Origin of the sequence: Huijunlia imazamoxiresistens (assembly GCF_037132455.1) — a bacterium.
GTDB classification, from domain to species: Bacteria; Bacteroidota; Bacteroidia; order Chitinophagales; family Chitinophagaceae; genus Flavisolibacter; species Flavisolibacter imazamoxiresistens.
The window spans coordinates 28446-46671 of sequence record NZ_JBBBEI010000022.1 but is presented as its reverse complement, the minus strand read 5'-3'; the positions used below and the strand labels follow the sequence as shown (position 1 = coordinate 46671).

At 56.1% G+C, this 18226-nt stretch carries 13 protein-coding genes; 4 read left to right on the top strand and 9 right to left on the bottom strand.

Going from position 1 to position 18226, the window contains the following annotated elements; translation table 11 throughout:
* Positions 1-6: 6 nt before the first annotated feature.
* A complete protein-coding gene (locus V9K67_RS21155; protein WP_336725962.1) occupies positions 7-1032 on the top strand; it encodes a LacI family DNA-binding transcriptional regulator in 1026 nt (341 codons plus the stop codon).
* Between the two features lie 69 nt (positions 1033-1101).
* On the opposite strand, the gene V9K67_RS21150 is transcribed toward V9K67_RS21155, so the two are convergent.
* The 3 genes from V9K67_RS21150 to V9K67_RS21140 all read right to left on the bottom strand — a co-directional run bounded on the left by V9K67_RS21150 (position 1102) and on the right by V9K67_RS21140 (position 6762).
* Positions 1102-1725 carry an RNA polymerase sigma factor gene (locus V9K67_RS21150; protein WP_336725960.1) on the bottom strand — a complete coding sequence of 208 codons (624 nt, stop codon included), beginning with the start codon at positions 1723-1725 and terminating at the stop codon, positions 1102-1104.
* Positions 1726-2238: 513 nt separating this feature from the next.
* Entirely contained in the window at positions 2239-3378 is a 1140-nt protein-coding gene (locus V9K67_RS21145; protein ID WP_336725959.1) for a hypothetical protein, read from the bottom strand.
* 234 nt (positions 3379-3612) lie between these two features.
* Positions 3613-6762 (bottom strand): CHAT domain-containing protein, encoded by a 3150-nt coding sequence (locus V9K67_RS21140; RefSeq protein WP_336725957.1) that lies wholly within the window; start codon positions 6760-6762, stop codon positions 3613-3615.
* A gap of 223 nt (positions 6763-6985) precedes the next feature.
* Here V9K67_RS21140 and V9K67_RS21135 point away from each other — a divergent pair, with 223 nt between their 5' ends.
* The 3 genes from V9K67_RS21135 to katG are packed head-to-tail and all read left to right on the top strand — an operon-like array spanning position 6986 to position 9920.
* On the top strand, positions 6986-7312 hold the full coding sequence (locus V9K67_RS21135; protein ID WP_336725956.1) for a hypothetical protein: 327 nt from the start codon (positions 6986-6988) through the stop codon (positions 7310-7312).
* 57 nt (positions 7313-7369) lie between these two features.
* Positions 7370-7594: a hypothetical protein gene (locus V9K67_RS21130; RefSeq protein ID WP_336725954.1), complete on the top strand. Its 225-nt coding sequence runs from the start codon at positions 7370-7372 to the stop codon at positions 7592-7594.
* A gap of 46 nt (positions 7595-7640) precedes the next feature.
* Positions 7641-9920 (top strand): catalase/peroxidase HPI, encoded by a 2280-nt coding sequence (gene katG, locus V9K67_RS21125; protein WP_336725952.1) that lies wholly within the window; start codon positions 7641-7643, stop codon positions 9918-9920.
* 52 nt (positions 9921-9972) lie between these two features.
* Here the strand turns inward: katG and V9K67_RS21120 are convergent, their stop codons facing one another.
* From V9K67_RS21120 to V9K67_RS21095, 6 genes are all read right to left on the bottom strand, one after another.
* A complete protein-coding gene (locus V9K67_RS21120; protein WP_336725950.1) occupies positions 9973-11025 on the bottom strand; it encodes a YncE family protein in 1053 nt (350 codons plus the stop codon).
* An 80-nt stretch (positions 11026-11105) separates the two neighbouring features.
* On the bottom strand, positions 11106-11978 hold the full coding sequence (locus tag V9K67_RS21115) for a DUF7281 domain-containing protein (RefSeq protein ID WP_336725947.1): 873 nt from the start codon (positions 11976-11978) through the stop codon (positions 11106-11108).
* Positions 11979-12028: 50 nt separating this feature from the next.
* Positions 12029-15724, bottom strand: a complete 3696-nt coding sequence (locus tag V9K67_RS21110; RefSeq protein ID WP_336725946.1) for an ATP-binding protein — start codon at positions 15722-15724, stop codon at positions 12029-12031.
* Positions 15693-16271, bottom strand: coding sequence for a condensin complex protein MksE (locus tag V9K67_RS21105; RefSeq protein WP_336725943.1), 579 nt, complete (start codon positions 16269-16271; stop codon positions 15693-15695). Before V9K67_RS21105 ends, V9K67_RS21110 begins: the two co-directional genes overlap by 32 nt.
* Complete coding sequence (locus V9K67_RS21100) at positions 16258-17481, bottom strand: hypothetical protein (RefSeq protein ID WP_336725941.1); 1224 nt, start codon at positions 17479-17481, stop codon at positions 16258-16260. Before V9K67_RS21100 ends, V9K67_RS21105 begins: the two co-directional genes overlap by 14 nt.
* 171 nt (positions 17482-17652) lie before the next feature.
* The gene (locus V9K67_RS21095) at positions 17653-18213 is read right to left on the bottom strand and encodes an outer membrane beta-barrel protein (RefSeq protein WP_336725938.1); all 561 of its coding nucleotides are present in this window, start codon (positions 18211-18213) and stop codon (positions 17653-17655) included.
* Between the last annotated feature and the right edge of the window lie 13 nt (positions 18214-18226).

Genomic DNA, 18226 nt, shown 5'->3' with positions numbered 1-18226 from the left:
CTAAAAATGGAAAATAAAAAAGAACTAACGATATATGACCTGGCGGAGCAGCTGAACGTGTCAGTGGCTACCGTCAGCCGGGCGCTGAGTGACCACCCGGCGGTCAGCCGCAAGACCAAGCGCAAGGTGAGCGAGCTGGCGGAGAAGGTGGGGTACCGCAAGAACAACTTTGCCAGCAACCTGCGCAGCCAGAAAACCTATACCATCGCGGTGATCGTACACGAGCTGAACAGCCATTTCATCACCTCCGTCCTCAGCGGCATCGAAAAGAAAGCCGCCGAGGCCCAGTACGATATCATCATCGTGCACTCCAGTGAGTCGGCGGACCACGAGAAGGCCAACACGAAAAACCTTTTTCACAAACGGGTGGACGGCCTGATCGTGTCGCTGGCCTACGACACCACCGACCTCTCGCATTATGAGCCCTTCCTGGAGCGGGGTATCCCTATCGTTTATTTCGACCGGGTGAAAGCCGAAGCTACGGGCATCAAGGTAGTGATCGACAACTTCAAGGCCGGCTATGAAGCGGGCGTGCACCTGATCGGGCAGGGCTGCAAAAAGATCATGCAGGTGACCGGCAACCTGGCGCAGAACGTGTATATCGACCGCTTGAACGGCTTTAAGAAAGCCCTGGCGGAATACGACCTGCCCTTTACGCCCGAACAGCTGCTGATCACCGACCTGAGCGAAAGCGCCGGCATCGAAGCGGCCCGGCAGGTGCTGGAAATGGAGGAGCGCCCCGACGGCCTGTTCGTGGTGAACGACCTCTGCGCCGCCGTCTGCATGCAATCCCTCAAAGATGCCGGTCTGCGGGTGCCGGGCGACATCGCCCTGGTGGGGTTCAACAACGACGTCGTCAGCCGGGTGGTGGAGCCGAAGCTGACCACCATCAACTATGCGGGGCGGGAGATGGGCGAGCTGGCGGCCAACTGCCTGATCGATCAGCTCGAAGGCACCTCCTCCCTGAAGCCGAATTATACCATCGTACTGCCTTCCGAGCTGATGGTACGGGCTTCCTCCCTAAGAACATAAAACAGGACAGCTCCGGGGCTGTCCTTATTCGTTTCTTTACCGTATGGACCCGCGAGGCTGGTCCTACGGCTATCCCTTTAGCGAATCAAAGCCGGCGGCCCCTTTCACCAGGGAGGCCAGTTTGGCCATGTACTCGCATTTTTTCTTACGGACATAGCCGTACGACACGCCGAGGATGCGGGCCACTTCTTCCAGGGGCTTCCCGCTCCAGCTGAGCAGCAGCAGGCGTTTGGCCTTGTCGCCCAGCAGGGCAAACTTTTCGCGTACCAGGTCGCCGCGTGCCTGCAGGGCCAGGCAGTCTTCCGATACCTTCTGGCTGTCATCGCCGATCTGGTCGTACTTTTCCGTATCGGTGAAGAGGATCCGGTGGTTCTTTCTCTTCTGGAGCTCGCTGATCCATTTGTTGCGGCAGATGACATAGAGGAAGGCATCCAGCGGGCAGGTCAGTTGAAAGCTTTTCGCTTGTGCCTTGTAGTAAATGGCCAGCAGGGCCTCCTGGAAAATGTCGGCCGCGTCGTTTTCGGTGCCGTTGTTTTGCACCACCATCCGCCGGATCTTTGCCGAGTACCGCTGGTAAAGCTCCTTCAGCAGGATCGTGTCATTGTTCAGCAGTGCCTGGATGTACTTCTGATCGGGATGAACATTTTCCTGGGCAGGCCTTGCCGGGGACAAGGGGTAAATTTCATCGGCCATAATCAAAAAATTTTTTCGATAAGTAATCCTGAATAAGCGTTATTCAAGGGTAGAACCTGCATTTTCAAAGGAGAGAGCGGGAGCATTATTTATTTTCCATCAACCACCGGGTGGTTGCGTGCCGGAACGAAAGCGCAGTGGTTGTTCAAAGAATTCGGGCAATCAGGTGTGTAGCAGGATAGAGCCGGAACCCATAAGGCTGGGGGACCTACAAATTTAAACTTCCTCTCCAATATTCGGATGTTAAAAAAGGATAATTTATAAAATCAGGCGGTATTTTTTCCCGGCTCAGCAGGGCTGGTCCCGCCAGAAGTACTAAAGAAAGGTAAAGGCGTAAGGGCCTTCGCCAAAATTTATGCGCCTGACGGTTACCGTTATAGTAGAATACCCTTATTTGAAAAGGCTGCCTCCCGTGTTGGTGAACAGGAGACAGCCTCTATTTTTAGTTCCTGGTGGCAGCAGTGGGTCGTTTTGGTGATGTGGAGGGACTACTCTGTTTCGGACGTTGCCCGGTTAGTGGAGTTCGCGGAGGAGCTTTTGGGCTTCCTGTTGGAAGGCCTCCTCTTCGGGCCTGCCGGCAAGTTGTTGCAACAAGGTTTTCGCTTCCTGCAGGCGGTTGGTTTTGAGGAAGGCCAGCGCCAGGTACCATTTAGCTTTGTATTGCAGTACTTCCTCCCCTATGGTTAAGGCCGTTTCCAGTTCCGGTATGGCCTTTTCCGGCTGGCCCAGAGCCAGGTAGCATTGTGCTTTGTAGTAGGGGCCATAAAACACCGTCACCATTTTTTTTGATTCGTTCATTTCCGCTTCATCGCCTCCCCTCAAGTTGTCTTGCCGGCCGTTCGGGGAATGGTGGAATTTGGAAACATCGATCTTCGCAAGGGCGTCCTCGTAATGATTGCTTTTTAAATACTCCTGCACCTTGTTCCAGTTGGAATCATTCTCCGTCGTGATCACTCCTGCGAACAGGGTGTCGACCTGGAAGTTGCTGGCAAACATCTTGTCCGTTTGCGGTTGGGAGGGCCCCCTTTTCTTACGGGGGATCTTTTTGACGGGTTGTTCGCGGGGCGGTGCGGCTTGTGTCCGGGCTTCCGCGCTGGGAGCTGCTGTAAGCGGGGCAGGGGCGCCCGCCAGGGGCGTCTTTACGGGCGCAGGGCTATTCGGCGGCGGGGTCGCTACTGTTTCCCGGACAGCGACGGCGCCATCCGGTACGGGCTTTCCCGGCCGGGAGGCCCACCAGAGCAGGCCCAGCGACAGGCACAGCAGCAGGGAGGCTGCCACGGCCATCAGGCGGCGGACCCCCAGGTTTCTTACCCGGCCGGTGGGCCCCCGGCTCGGAAAGTACTGGGCATTCAGTTGCTGCAGGGAATGCTGCAGCGCAACTGCTCCTTCCGGGGCGGCTTTTTGGGATGCCCGCATTTCGGTTTCAATGGCCTGGTACAGCTCAAACAGGGAGGCGAGTTCCCGGTTTTCGGCAAGTTCCGCTTCAAAGAGCCGCCGTTCCGCGGCGCTCATTTCGCCGCTGAGGTAGGCATCGATAAACAGGGTGGCCGTTTCTTCCCGGGCGGCCTGTTCTTGCTGAAACCGCAAACGCTCTTCCAAGCTCATTTCCCGGTTGCTATATTGATCGATTTTGTCGGATAGATAATCATTCATAGATTATTTATTTGGAGATGTTAGCTCTTCGGTAATTTCGGTTATCCTTTCTCTAGGTCCGGTTCCTGGCACCCTCAGGCAGGGCCCCGGCTTTTATTGCCGGGCTTGTTTCCTGGTCCCGGGGATCATTCGTACCATTATATCCGGCCGGGCCGGTGCTTGTTACCCCTCCGGGACCATTTTTTACCTTATTTATTTAAACAGGGGTGCGGTGTCGCAGCGGGCGCAGGGCGGTCATTCCACCAGCACAAAAGCGGCCCAGTAAAAGAAGGTGTATTTTTCCTTCAGCTTTAGCTGGGCGCTGCGCAGGGCCGCCCGGGGTGGCTGTCCGCCGATCCAATTGCGGTAAAACAGGGTCATCAGCTCGGAGGTTTGATGGTCGGGAACCCGCCACATGCTCATCAGCAATTGCCTTGTTCCCGCCAGCTTAAAGGCCCGCTGCAGCCCGATCACGCCTTCGTAGCCCTGGACCTCCCCCAGGGCGGTTTCACAGGCGCTCAGGACGACCAGGCCAGTATGGCTGAGATCCATTTGGGTAATGTCGTATGCCGTCAGGATCCCGTCTTCCTGGTCTGCTACAGCCGGCCCCCTCTTCCAGGTGAGGTTGCCGCCGGCCAGCACCAGCCCGCTGCGCAGCATGGGATCTGCCGGCGATGTATAGCTATTTTTTCCTTCGGGCGCCGCCAGGCTGTCTTTGGGTGGGTGGGCCGGCAGGAAGAACCCGTGGGTGGCAATGTGCACCACCTTCGGGCTGTTGCCCGACAACCCCTTGAAGGCAGTTTCGGTAGCCAGGGCGCCGCTGTCCACCTCCACAGGGATACCCGCCTGCCGGAACAGGTTTTCCAGGCTGTCGATTTCCCTTTTGGTCCCGGGCAGAGTATCCCAGGCCCCTTCTTCCCCTTCCCGGTCACCGGCGGGGTGAGCAGGGGCGGCGGGCGGGTCGGCATCGGCTGCCGACCGGGTACCGGGGAAGCTTTGGCGGGCAAGGGGGGGCGTGTAGCCGGCGGTTTTATAATCAATATTGCCCCAGAGGGCCACGGAGGTTGGTTTTTGGAGCGGGGCGGCGGGCAGGCCGGCCGTACGGGTGCTCAGTACCTGTTTGAGCTGCAGCCGGTCGATGAGGGCGTGGGAGGCGTCGGGGGGCAGGGCGCCGAAGGCGATGCGGTGCAGCAGGCCGGCGGGGGCGTAATAAACTGTATGGGCGCCGGCCAGGTATTTTTCCAGGGGTTTCCAGATGAGTGAATACAGCGAGGGGCGGGTGGCATTGCCGGGCGCACTGTATAGCCGGGCCAGGGCTTCGTACTGGGTGAAATAGTTTTTGGCCGTCATCAGGGGTTTCAGCAGGCGCTGCAGTTGTTGTTCCTCGAACAGCGGCACAAAGCAGGCGGCAGTATCGCCAGGCCGCAGTACGAGGGCCGCATACACGACGCTGTCCGTCCATTGGTGGCGGTAGAGGGAGAAGCGGAGGAATTCCACGGCGGCCTCCCCGGGTTTGAGGTTCCGGGAGATATCCGCCGGGGTAACGGAGCGGCTTTGCTGCAGGCTGCGGAAGGCGGCAGCGCGACGCGACAACTGCTGCTCCAGCAGGTTCGTGGCTTCCTGAAGGCTGTCCAGCGAAGGCTGCCGCCTGTCCGTGGGCCACAGGAGTTGCAGGCCGATGGCCGCTTTGTTGAGGCGCCAGTGTTCATACAGCTTCACGGCCGAGTCGTCCCCGCTATTACGGATCAGTTGAAAGACCTGGCGCTGATCCTCCAGCACCATGCCTTTGAGCGCCAGCTCATTTTCATAAACCTGCTGCACGGCCGGAGAACGGCTGATGTGGTGGGCATACAGCATGGAGGGGAGGCCGCTGAACAGCCGGGATTCCCGCTTCAGGAAGGCCATTTTCTCCTGTTCCGAAAAGGTAGTGTAGGATTGCTGTAAATGCTTCAGCATGGTATGGGAGGCTTGGGTGAGCAGGAGGGCGGCCTCGGCATCCCTTTCAAAGGTGGCGTACATCAGGCCCAGGTCGTTCAGGCCGATGGCGTAATCGCGGTGGTCCGCACCCAGGGCTTTTTGGCGGATGGCCACGGCCTGTTGGTAGAGCGGCAACGCTTTTTGGTACTGCCGGGTAGCGCGGTACAGGTCGCCCAGGTTATTCAGCGTGGAGGCATAATCGCGGTGGCTTTCCCCGCTCTCGGCTTTATAAATGTCCAGGGCCTTCAGGTACAGGGGCAGCGCTTTGTCATACTGCTCTAGTCCGGCGTAGGCGAAAGCCAGGTTGTTGAGGGTGGTGGCATAATCCCAGTTATCTTCGGTCAGGGCTTTTTTCCGCAGGGCGATCGCCTGCCGGTACAGGTCCAGGGCCTCCGGGAACCGCCGGTCATTTTTATACAGGTTGCCCAGGTTGTTGAGGGTGGTGGCAAAATCCGGGTGGCCCGGGGCCAGGTTGTTTTTCCTGATTTTCAGGACTTTCAGGTACAGGGTCCTTGCCCGCTCGAACTGTCCCGTGCTTTTGTACAGGTTAGCCAGGTTGTGGAGTACGATGGCGTAATCGGTATGTTCCTCGCCCACTTCTTTCTTCCGGATGGCCAGGGCCTGCTGGTACAGCGGCAGGGCTTTTTCGTACTGGCCCGTGCTTTTGTATAAATTGGCCATGTTATAGAACACGGCGGCACTGTCGGCATTGCGGCTCCCCGGTAAGTTCCTGTAAATAGTCAATGCCTGTTCATATAATTCCAGGGCCTTCCGGAACTGGCCCTGGGTGTGATAGAGACTGCCCAGGAAGTTGATGGTTTTGGCGTAATCCGGGTGGGCCATTCCCAAGTACTTTTTGCGGGTTTCCACGGTCAGCAGGCAAGCAGAAAGCGCTTTTTCCAGCTTTCCGGTGGTCTTGTACAGCTGGGCTATGTAATACAGGCAGGCCGCATATTCCGGCAAACTGTCTCCACGGGATTTATAAAGGGCCAATGCCCGTTCATATGCCGGAAGGGCTTCCTTGTACTGGGTCCAAATCATGTAGTGGTTGGCAAGGTAAATAAAGCCGGCAGCCAGGTCGGGATGCCGGTTTTCGGAAGGCAGTTGTTGTAAGGCCTGCACCAGGGTGCTGGCGTAGGCATGAACTTTTTGCCGGTTCAGCTTTATGCCCTGTTGTACCAACAGGTCGTCGGCCGCCAGCAGCTTTCGGGACAGTGCGCTATCCAACGGGCCGGACCGGAACCCTGCGCCGGCCTCCCGGGCCGCCTCTTTTACCTTTTCGGTAGGGGCATGTTCCTGGAAGTAGCGCAGCAATTGCTGCAGGCTGTCCTGCAGGGCGGGCTGGGCATAAAGAGGGGAGCGGCAGCCCAACAGGACCCCTATGAAAACGGCCGCCAGCCTCAAAAACCTCTTCAGACACTGTTGCATAAACAAGTAATAAAGAGTTAGGGTCGGGGAACTTGCATAGGGAAAGAAAAGCCACTCCTGTTAAAGGTACAAAGAAGCCTGCATTGTGTTTTTAGGAGCTTTTTTGGTGCAACGGAAATTTTACCGGTAACAGTTGGCCGGTTTACCGGATTTATTGAGGTAAGTGCACCACACAACGGCCGGCGGATAACCTTTTTCCCGAATCTGCTTAAATCTTCATCATATGCAAACGAATGCTCTTCACCAGGAAATCCTTTTGGTAACGACCAGCTCTCTTTCCCGCAGACAGTTGACGCATAAAGACGCGGCTGCCGGCCGCAAGCCCGCCACGCCCTCCGAGCAGCTGGAAGAAGCCTGCTGGAACGGTTTGCTGGAGGAGCTGCTGCCGGAGGTGATGGTGAAGCCGGCATTGGGGAAGAGGCTGTACGTGTGGCACATCCGGCAGGGCCGGGGCTTGCTCCGGATCGCCCTGGGCGAATACCCCCTGGCAGTGGATAAATACACCTCCATCAACCCCGACTTCTTCCTGTCCGAAATGTTCCCGAACTGAGGCGAAACCATAAGGGGGCTGCTGTTGGGACAGGGACATATACTTCAACAGCTGTGCATGCTGTTGCTGCCCCGAAAGTTTACATGGAACCGTCGCAACCAAAACTACCTGCAATTGCCACAGGCCGGACAAGCGGCCTGTGTTTTTTTGTCCGGATCCACGCATCCTGCTTTCGGCGGCGCCGGCGTTATAGAGAAAAACTATGGAGCCATAAAATTAACTGATCCTGACTATCTGGCTGTTGTTAGTAATTTGCAATATCGCTATATTTCAATCCGATAATTGCGTAGCGATCTCCCTCCAAATTTTAACACAGAAAAATAAGATCATGGACAAAAATTCGCAAGACATCAGCAAATGCCCTTTCCACAATGGCACCATGAAGCAGGCCGTTGCCGGAGAGGGTACCCGGAACCGCGACTGGTGGCCCAATAAGCTGAATGTGGGCATCCTGCGCCAGCATTCCTCCTTATCGAACCCCATGGACCCGGATTTTGATTATGCTGAAGCCTTTCAACGTCTCGATTACGAAGCCCTGAAGGCCGACCTGCACGCCCTCATGACCGACTCGCAGGAATGGTGGCCGGCCGACTTTGGCCATTACGGGCCCCTGTTCATCCGTATGGCCTGGCACAGCGCCGGCACCTACCGGGTATTTGACGGCCGCGGTGGCGGCGGCATGGGCCTGCAGCGTTTTGCGCCCCTCAACAGCTGGCCCGACAATGTGAGCCTCGATAAAGCGCGCCGGCTGTTGTGGCCCGTCAAACAGAAGTATGGCAAAAATATTTCGTGGGCCGACCTGCTGCTCCTGGCCGGCAACGTGGCCCTGGAAAGCATGGGCTTTAAAACCTTTGGTTTTGGCGGCGGCCGGGCCGATGTGTGGGAACCTGCCGAAGACGTGTACTGGGGTTCGGAAAGCACCTGGCTGGGCAATGAAGACCGCTATCCCAAAGGCGTGGAAGGTGTGGCGGCCCACGGTGTGGTACAGTCGGATGAACCCGCCGATGGCCAGATGCACGCCGGCAAACTGGAAGCGCCGCTGGCTGCAGCCCACATGGGCCTGATCTATGTGAACCCCGAAGGACCGGACGGCAACCCCGACCCCCTGGCGGCCGCCCATGATATCCGCGTCACCTTTGGCCGCATGGCCATGGATGATGAAGAAACCGTGGCCCTCATCGCCGGCGGGCACACCTTTGGCAAAACGCATGGAGCGGCCTCTTCCGACCATGTGGGAAAAGAACCCGAGGCAGCCGGCCTGGAATTGCAGGGCTTAGGCTGGGCCAACAGCTTTGGCGCCGGTAAAGGCCGCGATACCATCACCAGCGGTTTGGAAGTCACCTGGACCACGACGCCTACCCAGTGGGGGCACAGCTTTTTTGAACATTTGTTCGGCTTTGAATGGGAGCTGACCAAGAGCCCCGGCGGCGCCCACCAGTGGGTGGCCAAGGATGCCGGCGACATTATTCCCGATGCGCACGATCCTTCCAAAAAGCACCGTCCTACGATGTTGACGACCGACCTGTCGTTACGGCTGGACCCGGTGTATGAAAAGATCTCCCGGAAGTTTTTGGCAGACCCCGAAGCCTTTGCCGATGCGTTTGCCCGCGCCTGGTTTAAGCTCACCCACCGCGATATGGGCCCCAAAGCCCGTTACCTGGGACCGGAAGTGCCCCAGGAAGAACTGATCTGGCAGGATCCTGTTCCCGAGGTGGATCACCCGTTGATTGATGAACAGGATATCGCCATCCTGAAAGGGAAAATTTTGGGTGCCGGGTTAAGTGTATCCGAATGGGTTGCCACTGCCTGGGCTTCCGCTTCTACGTTCCGGGGTTCCGACAAGCGGGGCGGCGCCAATGGGGCCCGTATCCGCCTGGCCCCGCAAAAGGACTGGCAGGTCAACAACCCGATCCAGTTGGCGAAGGCGTTATCGGTGCTGGAAGGCATTCAGAAGGAATTTAACGAGGCAGCCGAAGGGGGCAAAAAAGTATCCCTGGCCGACCTGATCGTGTTGGCCGGGTGTGCCGCTGTGGAAAAGGCGGCGAAAGAGGCCGGCGTTACCATTGCCGTGCCGTTCACCCCGGGCCGCATGGACGCTTCGCAGGAGCAGACCGACGTGGATTCCTTTAAATACCTGGAGCCGGCGGCGGATGGTTTCCGCAACTACCGTAAGTTCCACGCCGCCGCTTCCACCGAAGCCCTGTTGATCGACAAGGCGCAGCTGTTGACGCTTTCGGTGCCCGAGCTGACGGTGCTGGTAGCCGGCATGCGGGCCCTCAATACCAATTTTGACGGCTCGAAGCACGGTATCTTTACCGACCGGCCGGGTGTGCTGACCAATGACTTTCTGGTGAACCTGCTGGATATGGGCACTGCCTGGAAAGCCATGGGAGAAGACCGGGAACTGTACCTGGGTACCGACCGGAAAACCGGCCAGCCGAAGTGGACCGCTACCCGGGCCGACCTGGTGTTTGGCTCCAATTCCGAACTCAGGGCCGTTGCCGAAGTATATGCCAGTGCCGATGCACAGGAAAAGTTTATAAACGACTTTGTAGCTGCCTGGGATAAGGTAATGAACCTGGACCGGTTTGAGATTAAAAAGAAGTAAGCCGGGAAATAGATATGCGGAAAGGGCGGTGCCATGCACCGCCCTTCTGTTTTTATTCAGGTCTTACCGCCCAGGCCAGGCCGTCGGGGCGGCCGCCGATCTCCAGGCGGCCGGAAACTTCCAGCTTTTCCAAATCAATCACGGCGATGTAATGGTCGGGGGTGCAGGAAACAAAGGCCCGGTTGCCCACGGGGTCCATCAGCATGGCCGCGCCCCGGCCGATCTGCAGGCGCTTGATTTCCTTGCGGGTGCGGGCATCAAAGACGGCCAGTTCGCCGGTGCGGACGCTGACGACCAGCACCCGGCCTCCATCGGGGCTGAATTGCAGGCGGTGGGCGCCGGGAAGGTTCGCTTCCAGGGTAGTGGCCAGCTTGCGCCCATCCATATCGACGATATATAATTTGCCATCGGGAGTTGCGGTCCACAACTCCTTGCCATCGGGGGCCACATCAAAACCTTCGGCCCCTTTGCCTACCGGCACCAGGGTCTGCACCCAGTCGAGGCGGGGTTGGGCGCCCGGGGGCAGCACGCCGGTCGGCGGCACGGTGGGCGGCAACAGCTTGTTTTCAAAAATACTGACCGTGCCGGACTCCACATTTGTTGTATATACCTGCTTTGCATCATCGGTCACGTGGAGCATGTGGGTGGTGTTCTGCCCAGTGCCCATGGCCCAGTCCATTTTGCCTGACTGGGGATCGTAGCGGCCGACGGCCTTCGAGCCCTGGGCCGTGAACCACAGTTTGCCGCCGGCAAAAGCCAGCCCGTGGGGACCGAACAGGGGTGCGGTGTCGAAAGAGGGAAGGGCCTTCTGCGCTTCGAGGTCGATGATGTTCAGTTCGTGGAAGCTGCCGTAGCCCGTATTGGAAACGTAGGCCGTTTTGCCGTCGGGTGCCGCCAGCACCTCGTGCGGGTCGGCGCCCACCGGCACGCGGGCCAGCACCTTCAGGCTTTCGGGGTCCACGATCGCCAGCGTGTGGTCGACCTTCGACACCGCCAGCAGGGTACGCTTGGGCAGGGCCTGCGCCTTACCGTCAGGGGCAACCGAAAATAACAGGCCCGTTACCAGGGCACTCATCCATACCTTCCGCCAACGATTCTTTTTCATGCTGCTAAAGTAGGGGATGCCGTGGTTCTACACCTCAACCGTGTTTGTTAAAACCAATAGAGACTGGAAAGAAACTATATTTACTGAAGATCAATGAAAAACTCCTGTTCCAATCCCCTTTGACAGGTTTTAATTTGATGGACAAGGTCGCTAACTTCTGGATATTTTTCGAAGTCAACGTTTTTTAGGCTTTTTTCCTGCTGTAAAAAAAGCTGTCGGTTCCCCCGATGGGCCAGCCAATAGCCAATGCCTTCCGGCACCAGAAAGGCGCATCGTTCCGCACCGATTTTTGTCCGAAATTCGGTCAAGTAAATGTGTATTCCTTTTAGGTCGAAGTCGCCATAATGAAGATAAGGGTTCGGTAGCCCCTTCAGCCAGTCTGCAATGTCGTTGCTGTTCTGGTAACGCCAGACAAAGAGGCAGCGCCTGTTCCGGAACAGCTGTTTTTGGCGGCTTATATATTTAAAGCAGTCAAGGCTTTCCACCCCAACGATTGTGGTGCCTTCTGGAGGGGTGCACTTTTTATAGTCGCTGATAAAGGTAAAGTATGTTTCTGAAGGGGACACCATTAGCTTCTCGCCGTTCATCTGTAGTTCAATCGGCTCGATAGCGTTCACCAGGAAGCCGGTTAATATCTTTCCGCTTTTGTGTTTTGAATTTCCGGCAGCGGCAACAGCCTGAGCCCGTGTAGCTTCGTCGTTTTCCATAAGGTCGATATAACGTTCCAGGGAAGGAATGCTGAAGCGATTCCTTAGAAAATCTGATAACCGGCTGGGATAAGAACATTTTACCTTGAACATGCTGCTCCCGATGCGTTTTTCTGTCAGGATGCCTTCCTGAACCAGTTCGTCTGCCAGCCTCTTTCCGCTGCCGGCAAACTCGCTTTTATTCAGTTCCTCCTTATCCTGCAACAGGCGCAGTAATGTTTTGGCGGTTTCTCTGGAAATAATCATTTGGGTTTTCTTTATTATCTAAAATGAATGTGGAAGGTTGGATGAGTCCGCTACACTTCGATCGTATTCGTCAAAATCTTTTGCAGCAGCATGGTGTCTCGGGCACCGTTACGCAACTTGTAGGTGGCGTTGTAGTGCATTTCCAGCTTGCTTTCGTTGGGCAGGCCGTTTACCAGCAAGATATTGCGGCCGCCGGTAAACTGCAACAGTTCCTTCATGTAGCTGGTGGCGATTTTGCCTACTTCATCGATGATGCAGTGCACCCTGAAGTGTCCGGCCGTCTTGTGCGTCGACTCCTTTATAAACAGGTTCAGGAGGGTGATGTAGATAATGGACTTTACCATGATATCCGTACCGTCCGACCCCACCTTCGGCAGGCGTTCCACCCAGCCGGTTTCGTTCTTCTTCTCGCGGATGTTGAACTGCAGCTCAAATGTGTCCTGTAGCTGGATGCGGTCTTTTCCTTCCTCTTCCAAAATTTTAAACAGCTTCGACAGTGCGTCCACCGACTTTTTGTGCAGCTCGTTGTTCTGGCGGGCTGTGGGTTGGAACAGGTTCAGGGTACCGATGCCGAACTCGTTTTCGTTTTTAAGGTCGGCGATGGTCTGCAATTGCCGCAGAGCAGGGCTTTTGCCTTCGCGGAAGCGGATCTTGATATACTGGATCAGACGGCCTTCGGAAAAGTTGCTCTTTTCCAATTCCGTGTCGATGTTAACAATGGTCCGTTTCACCCGGTCCACCTGGCGCATCAGGTCCGCCACCTTGGTACCAATGGCATCGAGGATTTGCCAGTGCTCCTGGCCCAACTCGCTGATAGAGGTCTTCAGCCTGTCCTCAGCCACGAACGAGCGTAGGTGAGCGGCGAAGGAGCGGTAGTCAAACTCATTGGTATTGTGCACTTTGAAGCTGAAGTGATTCTCGGCCCTGAGAGTGCCGGCCAGCTTGTTGATGCTTTCGCGCAGCAGTTGCCATTTGGCCATATATTCCTGTTGCAGGCCTTCTAGGCGGAAGCAAAGGTCCATGATGGAGCTTTCTACAAAGGCCTCGGGAGCAGCGTCGATCTTTTCGCGGAAAACTCCGGACAGGTGGCTTTTTACCGAGAACTGTTGCTCGAAATATTTCAAGCCCTCAACGTAGTTCTTTTGTTCAGTGGTTAGTGCGGCCTTGCGTTGTTCCGCTTCCCGGCGGCGGGCTCCCAGACCCTTTCGGGCCGTTTCGTAGCCTACCTTCAACGCTTCCTGCTGGCCGGTGTTCTGACGCTGTTCTTCGCGGAACTCCTCCAGCCGGCCGATATACTCTTCCCGGTCTTTTTTGTACCGGATCACCAGTTCCTCGTTGTCCTCGATTCGTTGCAGCATGTTGCCGAGGGCCTCCAGTTCACTCTTTACCTTGTTGATCCGGCTGCTGTCCACCCCCTTGTTTTCCAAGGCCTGCTTTTTTTGATAATCCAGTTCCCCCTTCCGTTCCTGCAGGGCGGCCACTTTTTCTTCTTTTTCTTCGGCCAGCTTCGCGGAAGTGGCCTCGAAGGAAACCCGGAGGGTTTTTTCCTTTTCGGTACGGATTGCCTGCAGGGCCTGCTCCTGTTTTTTCAGTTCTTCTTTTCGTGCCTGTACCCGGTTTGTCAGCGCGGCTACCTCCTGTTGCACGGCCTGTTGCTTTTCGAGGGTTTGGCCAATCTGCCGGTCCCGTTCCCGTTCCGACCGGGAGGTCCAGTCTGAAATGGAAAGAGCCTTTTCTTCCAACTCCCGCTCCCCCTTTTGTACTGCATATTCCAGCGCAGCTTGCTGTTGGTTCAGTTCGGAAATGCGTTTGCGGAGCGCCGAAAGTTCCGTTTCCAGGTCCGATTCGGCCTGCGCACGGTGGTCTAGGATGGCCGTTTCCAATTCCCGGATGCCGGCCTCCAGTGTTGTTTGCAGGAGCTCATATTCTTCTAGCGAGCGGGCCTTACTTTCTACACCTCCCAGGTTCAGTTCGATCCCGTACAGGGTTTGCGAAAATGCGTGCAGCGCGGGTTGGAGGTCTTCGCGGAACAGCAGGTCTTCGGAACATACCTTGCCAATGGTTTCCCGCCAGCCGGGATAAGAAGTTTCCAGGAATCCATAAAACGCACCGCCATGTACGGACAGCTTTTCCCGTACCGCTGCCAGGCGGCGTTTTACCTCATCGATCTCCTTACTTTTTTGCAACTGGAAGTTTGCTTGCAGGTTTCGGTACTTCTCTTCAATAAACGCCACCTTTTCCAGGGCAGACGTCCCTTCCTTTTGGTTTAGGGCCATTGTGTTCCGGGCTGTACCGACCTCTTGCTTCCCGATTTGCCACTGTTCTTTCAGTGTTTTCAATTCGGTTTCAAAAGGTACCGTCCTGCGAACCAGCAGCAGTTCGCCTTCCAGCCGGATGCGGGATTCTTTCAGTGTGTCCAATTGCTCATTCAATATTGAAAGCTGTTCGTCCGCGCCTGCCCTGACCCGTTTTAGCTCTTCTTCAAATTGTCCCCTGATCTCTTCCATTTGTTGCCGGCGCTGCTGGTCTATCTCGATGCCCTTTCCCCGGAGCTCGTTGTCCAGGGCGGTGCGCTCATTCTGTAGGTTGTTATACAGAACGGAAAACTGCAACTCAATGTCCTGGAAGGACGCCGTCAGGGTTTTGTATTCTTCCTGTCTTGCTGTTAGGTCGGCTCTCAGGCCAGCTTTGCCTTCATGAAGTTGCAGTAGTTCAGCCGCATTTTTCTGCCGGTATTCTCGGTCTAGTCGTTCGGCTTTCGTAATTTTTTCCTTGATTACTCCCAATAGCTCGGACAGCTCCCGCTGCCGCTCACTGTAGTTGGCGGCATTTTCTGTAGCTTCCTTTTCCAGTTCGACTAGGAGTTTGTCGGCTTTTTCCACTTCGGTCTGCAGGGCTGCTACTTTGCTGCGGGCATGTTTGAGTGTGCTGCCTAGTTGCACGGCGGTTTCGCCCTGGGCAACCTTATAGTTTTCCTGTTGGTCGTGGGCTTCGGCAATCACCCGTACCAGGTGTTGGTTGCCCGGTTGGCGAAAGGTGTCTACATCTTCCAACTTTTCGCGGAACTGGCGCACTTGGCGTTTGATGGGCTCTAGGTTAATATCGGTGCCTGCATCGCTGACGGCATTTGCGATAAAATTTTTGATGAAATCGGCCTCAATGGGCGAGGAGGAACTCAGAAAGATATCGGTAATGGCGCGAGGTACATTTTCGTACTTGCTGTTGCCCGCAATCAGGTAAAACGGCTTTAGTTCCGCTTTTCGGGTAGCTCCATACAAAATCTCCCGGTACTCCTGGAACGTTTCAATGCGGCGGCTGACGTAGACCGGAGGGTCCTGCGCGCGGAGGGAGGCCAGCACATCGGTAAGGCCCAAGGCAATGCTTTCCCGAATGAAATGCTCTTTACGGTAAGGTCCCTCCACGAAATAATACACCAAACGATTGAGGCGGTGGGTAATGATGTGGAAAGCACCCCCATTTTCGGTTTGTACTTCATATATAATGTAGGAGTTGGGGGAAGGGAAATAGTATTCCTCAAAGGGCTTGAAGGGGTGATTACGGGGAATGCCCAACTTTTGGCCGTCGGCATTGTAAAAGAACAGAATTGCCCGCTGAGTGGTGGATTTTCCTTCTCCATTAATGCCGATAAAGCAGGTGTTGCCTGAAAGTTCAATTTCAGAATAAGGACAGTTGCCCGTGTTGATGAAGACGAGCTTATTCAGCTGCCGGAAGTTCTTGTTCGCCATAAATTTCAATCTGCTTTACGATTTGCAATAAGTAGTGGAAAGAGTCAAGGACTTTGTAGGTCTCGGTTTTTTCATCCTCGAGTTCCAGAAAGCTGTCAACTTCAAGAAAGTCGAGCACTTCCCGAAGTTTGTCGATAACATTCTGCTTGTTGCTGCCCACGCGGATGGCATCCAGCTTTTCCTGGAGGCGGGGGTTTACGAGGCATTCCTGCAGCAGGTCGCTCACGGTATAGCGGGTGCCCACCGAGGGCGGGGTTTCCAAGGATGCCAGCAGGTCGAGGATGTCAATGTAGCGCTCGAACCGCTGCAGCTTGTCTTCGCGCAGGGTTTCTTTTTCGGTCAGCGAGCTGAAGTAAAAATAGCCGTCGCCGCTTTCGAGGGAAAGGTTGATGAGTTCGAAATATTCTTTCAGCCGATCGTAATGGTCGCCCTCGCTGATGTAGCGATATAGTCGGCCAGCACCGTCCTTCGTGGCATTGGCCGACAGGAAGGTACCGCGGCTAAGCAGTTGGAAGATGGCAGTGGTGTATTCTTTATGCAGTTTCATGGATAGCTTTTTTGGCATGGACAACGGCAAAGCCAATTTTCTGTTGTTGCCCTTTTTCATTTATAAAGTGGTGGTGCCTGAAGTCGTCAGAGAACTGCAACAGGTGGTCATAGTCCATGACGATCTCGATGTAGAGCCGCAGCTTGTCCTCCAGTTGTACCGCGCCCAGGGCTTCCGGGTAGGGAAAGTGTACCAGGAAGTCGAACAGGTCGGTGCCGCTGTCGCGGAACTTGGCCACCAGGCTGTCCATGTTGATGCGGAGAACCCGTTCGGGTTCGGTGGCGCTTTCGTCGATGGGGCGTTGGCGGGGCTGAGCCTGCAGGCTTTTTTCCAGGCGCAGGCGGGCGGCTACCCTCGCCAGCAGCCGCGAGCCCTCGTCGGTGCGCAGGAAGTGCAGCGGCACGCGGGTGCGGGGGGCGGCCTTTTTTTCGAACAGCACGGGCCGCTGGGCCTCCACCACCGAGCGGAAGCTCGTCTGGTGGTGCAGCTCGCCCCGGCTCTTCAGCTCGCGCAGGTACTGGCACTTGCGATAGACCTCCTGCTGCTCCCGCACCTTGTTGATGTACTCGATGATCTGGTCCTGGATCTCGATGAGGTAATCCTTGTTGGACTTCAGGCTGAGGCGGAGCTGGTGGATGATGCCGGTCAGCTCGCCGTCCACGATGCTCACCAGCAGTCCCTTGGAGTCGTTGTAGATCTTTTCGGTCTCGCCGATCAGCCCCAAAATGTCGTTCCGCTTGTTTTTAAAGTTTTCGAGCCGCTGCATTTTGATTTTGTAGTTGGGCTCGTTGCGGTAGGTATCGTCGATGGCTTTGTGGAGCTTGATGATTTCGCGGTGGGTCACCGAAATGATCCGCTGCAGGGTGGCCTTGATCTTCCGCACGTAGCGGGGGTGGGGCTCCTGGCGGTAGTAGTCGAGGTTTTCGTTCAGGGCCTGGACGTTGTCGTCGATAAAGCCTACCGACAGCTCGCCGATCTCCAAAAAATCCTGGAAAAAGGTCAGGATCCGTTCGTCCAGCGACAGGAAGCCCGCGTTCTCCCGCACGATCCCTGCTTCCACGAGGGTTTCCATCCGTTCGGGCGCCACCTCGCCGCCGGCCAGGATTTCCGAGCGCAGCACCGACTCCTTGCGGCCGAACAGCAGGTCAATGAGCTCGCTGTTCTGGTACAGCAGCCGGATCAATTCTTTAATGGACAGCCGGACGGGCATTTTTTTGTAGCGTTTTTGGCCGGCGAAAGTAAGCGAAGTTCCTGAGTTCCTAAGTTCCTGAGTTCCTGAGTTTAAAGTTCACCTGTTGAAAAGTTTAATAGTTTGGCAGAAACAGCAAAAGTCTTCCGGGTTACGCCAACTCAGGAACTCAGAAACTTAGGAACTCAGAAACTATTTCGCTCCTCCAAACCGTTTGGTCAGTCCGAACGAGGCGCCGGAGCCGAGGTTGAAGCCGAAGCGGTGGTAGCGTTCGTCCTTGCCATCGACGCGGCTGGTCTGGTAGTTGAGGCTGCCCACGGAGAAGTTCAGGGCAAACTGGCGGGCCAGGGCTAGCTCCACTGCCGGCTGCAGGGACAGCCGCAGCTCCTGTTGTTGCGGGTTGCCGGTATTTTTCTGGGTGCAATAGTCGGCGTCCAGCTGTCCGAAAAAGGAAAGGAGGGTGGAGAGGGGATGGGTGTAGCGGACAAAGGGCCCGAGGGAAAACTGCTTTTGCAGGTTAGCGTCCTCGTAGCGGTTGTAGCCGGCATTGATGCCCAGGGTCCACCGGTCGGCAATGGCATAGCCGGTGCCCACCCGGAGGCTGACCGCGGTAGTTTTGTTGTCACCGCTTTCCGACTGGCGGCGCTCGGAAAAGGCGGAGATGGTACTGGTCAGCAGGATGCTGCCCTTCTGGGCAATAACGGAAACGGCCGGGCCGGCGGCCAGGAACAGGCAAAGGATTCCTTTTCGCATATGGTGTTTTTTA

Excerpts from the sequence above, each read along its gene's own strand:
- V9K67_RS21120 (WP_336725950.1), bottom strand. The coding sequence starts at position 11,025 with ATGAAAAAGAATCGTTGGCGGAAGGTATGGATGAGTGCCCTGGTAACG.
- V9K67_RS21150 (WP_336725960.1), bottom strand. The coding sequence starts at position 1,725 with ATGGCCGATGAAATTTACCCCTTGTCCCCGGCAAGGCCTGCCCAGGAA.
- V9K67_RS21110 (WP_336725946.1), bottom strand. The coding sequence starts at position 15,724 with ATGGCGAACAAGAACTTCCGGCAGCTGAATAAGCTCGTCTTCATCAAC.
- V9K67_RS21115 (WP_336725947.1), bottom strand. The coding sequence starts at position 11,978 with ATGATTATTTCCAGAGAAACCGCCAAAACATTACTGCGCCTGTTGCAG.
- V9K67_RS21100 (WP_336725941.1), bottom strand. The coding sequence starts at position 17,481 with ATGCCCGTCCGGCTGTCCATTAAAGAATTGATCCGGCTGCTGTACCAG.
- V9K67_RS21135 (WP_336725956.1), top strand. The coding sequence starts at position 6,986 with ATGCAAACGAATGCTCTTCACCAGGAAATCCTTTTGGTAACGACCAGC.
- V9K67_RS21095 (WP_336725938.1), bottom strand. The coding sequence starts at position 18,213 with ATGCGAAAAGGAATCCTTTGCCTGTTCCTGGCCGCCGGCCCGGCCGTT.
- V9K67_RS21155 (WP_336725962.1), top strand. The coding sequence starts at position 7 with ATGGAAAATAAAAAAGAACTAACGATATATGACCTGGCGGAGCAGCTG.
- V9K67_RS21140 (WP_336725957.1), bottom strand. The coding sequence starts at position 6,762 with ATGCAACAGTGTCTGAAGAGGTTTTTGAGGCTGGCGGCCGTTTTCATA.
- V9K67_RS21130 (WP_336725954.1), top strand. The coding sequence starts at position 7,370 with ATGCTGTTGCTGCCCCGAAAGTTTACATGGAACCGTCGCAACCAAAAC.
- V9K67_RS21105 (WP_336725943.1), bottom strand. The coding sequence starts at position 16,271 with ATGAAACTGCATAAAGAATACACCACTGCCATCTTCCAACTGCTTAGC.
- V9K67_RS21145 (WP_336725959.1), bottom strand. The coding sequence starts at position 3,378 with ATGAATGATTATCTATCCGACAAAATCGATCAATATAGCAACCGGGAA.
- katG (WP_336725952.1), top strand. The coding sequence starts at position 7,641 with ATGGACAAAAATTCGCAAGACATCAGCAAATGCCCTTTCCACAATGGC.